This is a genomic window from Candidatus Frankia alpina (genome assembly GCF_902806485.1).
GTDB classification, from domain to species: domain Bacteria; phylum Actinomycetota; class Actinomycetes; order Frankiales; family Frankiaceae; genus Frankia; species Frankia alpina.
In genome coordinates this window covers 1-3,342 of the sequence record NZ_CADCWT010000366.1, presented here as the reverse complement: position 1 = coordinate 3,342, position 3,342 = coordinate 1, and the positions used below count along the sequence as shown (strand labels likewise).

Sequence of the window (3,342 nt, the reverse complement as noted above, 5' to 3'; positions counted from 1 at the left end):
CACTCACACCCCGCAACAATTACCCAACCTCACAAATCGACGCCGGGAATGGCTCAGTGGTTCGCGTGGCTGTTCGACGAAGACGAGATCAGCCGATCGCCCCTCGAACGGATGAACCCACCGGTCGTCCCGGAACAGCCGGTGCCCGTGCTGGAGGATGACCAGATTCGCGCGCTACTGGCCACGTGCGCGGGCAAGGCATTCATTGATCGCCGAGATAACGCGATCATCAGGACGCTGATGGACACCGGCGGCCGGCGGACCGAGGTCGGCCGACTCCAGCTCGACGACGTGGACCTGGCCGCGAAAGTCCTTCACGTCATCGGCAAGGGTCGCAGGCCGCGCGATGTGCCGATCGGCAACAACACAGCGTTGGCGGTCGGGCGGTACCTGCGGGCTCGGGCCCGCGAGTCCGGTGCCAGCTTGCCGAACCTGTGGCTGTCGTCGAACGGCCGGCGGGCGTTCGGTGGGGACGGCTTGGCCCGGATGCTCTACCGGCGCGGTGCCGTGATCGGCCTGCCCCGGCTACACCCGCACCAGTTCCGGCACACCCTCGCCGACGACTGGTTGGAAGCCGGAGGCACCGAGGGCGACCTCATGCGCATCATGGGATGGCGCTCCCGGCAGATGGTCGACCGGTACGCCGCCAGCGCCCAGGACCGGCGCGCCCGCAAGGCGCATGATCGGTTCGGGCTCGGCGATCGGTTCTGAAGATCGCATGTGTCCTACCAACTTCGCGCGGAACGGTTGCCGCCGACCTGCAACGACGCAGGTCGGCGCACCGCTCGGACACTGCCAGCTCCTAAGCGGTAGGCCGTAGGTCCGATTCCTACCTGGGGCACAATCCCCTGCAGCGCAGGGGCTTTACTGCGAGACCACTGCGCGGTGGGCGCTTTTGGAGCGACTTACCTCGGTGATCAGATCGCCCTGGCCAGCTCGGAGCGCGTGGCGCGGGCTCCGGTCGGCGGGACGGCGTGAACGCCCCAGGCCAGGGCGAACCCGGCGGGTCCGGGAGACGGCGGCGGCCAATCCGGCATACAGCGTCACCGTCCGGGTGCCGTGCGGGTCGCGCACCGACATCGACGCGGTCATCGCCACCGGTCCCGGCACGATCACCTGCTATGCCGACGAGCCGGACCCGATGGGCCGCCGGATCACGCTCGACGCGGACGCGGACCGCCGCGTCATCCGCCATCTGGCCACCCACCCGACCCACACCGACCTGTTCACCGGGCGGCCCCGCCGGGTGGCGCTGCTCTCCGACGCCAGCGCCGTGCTCGACTTCGAGCCGCTCGCCGCCGAGGCGGCCCTGCCGGCGGTGGAGTCCCAGGCGGTCCACCTGCACCGGGCGACGGGTCTCGACGTCATTCCGATGCCCATCGCTGCGCGCGATGCCGCCGAGCTCGGCCGGCCGATCAGCGTGGCGGCGCGGTTGGCCGCCATCCAGGCGCTGGTCGACCTGACCCCGCCCGGCGGGCTGCTGCCACCGGTCGACCATCCGCGCCTGACCTCGGCCGTCGCCGACGCGGCCGTCCGGGCGCTGGCCGCGGACTGACGACTGGTGCCCGGCCGCTCAGTCAGAGGCGGCGGGCACCAGACCGAGCAGTGCCTGGGCGGCGAGCTCGTAGCCCAGCGGACCGAGGCCGACGATGACTCCGCGGGCCAATGCCGAAAGAATCGACTCGTGCCTAAAGGATTCCCGCGCCCAGACGTTCGACAGGTGTACCTCGATCCACGGGTTCGGGTAGTTGGCGAGTGCGTCCCGCAGGCTCCATCCGTACATCATGAGCGCCCCGGGGTTGACGATTGCGCCGACCGAGTCGTAGTTATCCTGAATCGCGTGGATCAACTCGCCTTCGGATTCCCGCTGGACCGAGACCAGTTTCCAGCCGCGATCGGCGATCCGGGCGGTCACGGCGGATTCAATGTCGGCCAGAGTGGCCGTGCCGTACACCTCGGGCTGCCGCCGACCGAGTATGCCCAGGTTCGGACCGTTCACCAGAAGAAGCGTGCTCACCAGACCTCATCATCACTCGCGCCGATACCCCGTGCCGACCGGCCCGACTGGCCGGTGTCCCGTGGACGATATCGCAGCTTTGGGGCGGCCTAGCCGGGTCACCCGGGTTCGCGAATAGCCCGACAGAGTGCATGGGCAGTGTGGAAATAGTGTATGGATTGCGCGAGTGTTGTTTGTTGCGTAGTCCAACCGCGGGGGACAGCGGGTGACTCAAGGCGTTGAGGTACCGTCCGTCGCGCACCTCTCGCGTAGATTCTTCAGGCAGCTCGTGGTAATGAACCGTCGACGGGCCGGGATCCTTACGCGAACCTTATCGTCACGTAAGAATAGGGTGGGGACCATGAGCGGTGTAGTGCGACGCGCACCGGAGTTGCCAGCTTGGCCGCAGTACTCCGACGAGGAGCGCAACGGACTGATCCGGGCCTTGGAACAGGGCCAGTGGTGGCGCATGGGCGGCAGCGAGGTCGACAGCTTCGAGCGGGAATTCGGCGACTATCACGGTGCGGACTACACACTCGCCGTCACCAATGGAACGCACGCCCTCGAGCTTGCCCTGCAGGTGCTGGGCGTGGGTCCGGGCACCGAGGTCATCGTCCCGGCCTTCACGTTCATCTCTTCCTCTCAGGCCGCGCAGCGCCTCGGCGCGGTCGCGGTGCCGGTCGACGTCGACCTGAACACGTACTGCATCGATCCCGCGGCGGCGGCCGCCGCGGTCACCTCTCGCACCAAGGCGATCATGCCGGTGCACATGGCCGGTCAGATATCCGACATGGACGCGCTGGCGAAGCTGTCCGCCGACACCGGCGTCCCGTTGCTCCAGGACGCCGCGCACGCGCACGGTGCCCAGTGGCAGGGGCGAAAGGTCGGCGAGCTCGGCTCGGTGGCGGCGTTCAGCTTCCAGAACGGCAAGCTGATGACCGCGGGTGAGGGCGGTGCGGTTACCTTCCCGGACTCGGAGCTGTACGAGGCCGCGTTTTTGCGGCACAGCTGCGGGCGGCCCCGGACCGACCGCCGATACTTTCACCAGACCTCCGGGTCGAACTTCCGGCTCAACGAGTTCTCCGCCTCCGTGCTGCGCGCCCAGCTCGGCCGCCTGGCCGGTCAGATCGACACCCGCGAACAGCGGTGGCCGGTGCTCGCCGACGCGCTCGCGGCCATTCCCGGCGTGGTGCCGCAGGGCCGCGACGAACGTTGCGACCGCAATCCGCATTACATGGCGATGTTCCGCCTGCCCGGATTCGGCGAACAACGGCGCAACGCGTTCGTGGACGCTCTCGCCGAACGAGGCCTGCCCGCCTTCGCCGCGTTCCGGGCGATCTACCGAT

The 3,342-nt window shown here is 68.6% G+C and carries 4 protein-coding genes; 3 read left to right on the top strand and 1 reads right to left on the bottom strand.

Going from position 1 to position 3,342, the window contains the following annotated elements:
- Together G6R25_RS22690 and G6R25_RS22685 are read left to right on the top strand one after the other, a co-directional pair.
- A partial coding sequence (locus tag G6R25_RS22690; RefSeq protein WP_336502384.1) for a tyrosine-type recombinase/integrase occupies window positions 1–711 on the top strand: 711 nt, incomplete at its 5' end.
- 343 nt (window positions 712–1,054) lie between these two features.
- On the top strand, window positions 1,055–1,555 hold the full coding sequence (locus G6R25_RS22685) for a hypothetical protein (protein ID WP_235949464.1): 501 nt from the start codon (window positions 1,055–1,057) through the stop codon (window positions 1,553–1,555).
- A gap of 18 nt (window positions 1,556–1,573) precedes the next feature.
- On the opposite strand, the gene G6R25_RS22680 is transcribed toward G6R25_RS22685, so the two are convergent.
- A complete protein-coding gene (locus tag G6R25_RS22680; protein WP_163554505.1) occupies window positions 1,574–2,017 on the bottom strand; it encodes a type II 3-dehydroquinate dehydratase in 444 nt (147 codons plus the stop codon).
- A 340-nt stretch (window positions 2,018–2,357) separates the two neighbouring features.
- Between G6R25_RS22680 and G6R25_RS22675 the strand changes: the two genes are divergently transcribed.
- Window positions 2,358–3,342, top strand: a 985-nt coding sequence (locus G6R25_RS22675; protein WP_163554504.1) for an aminotransferase class I/II-fold pyridoxal phosphate-dependent enzyme, incomplete at its 3' end; no start/stop codon positions are given.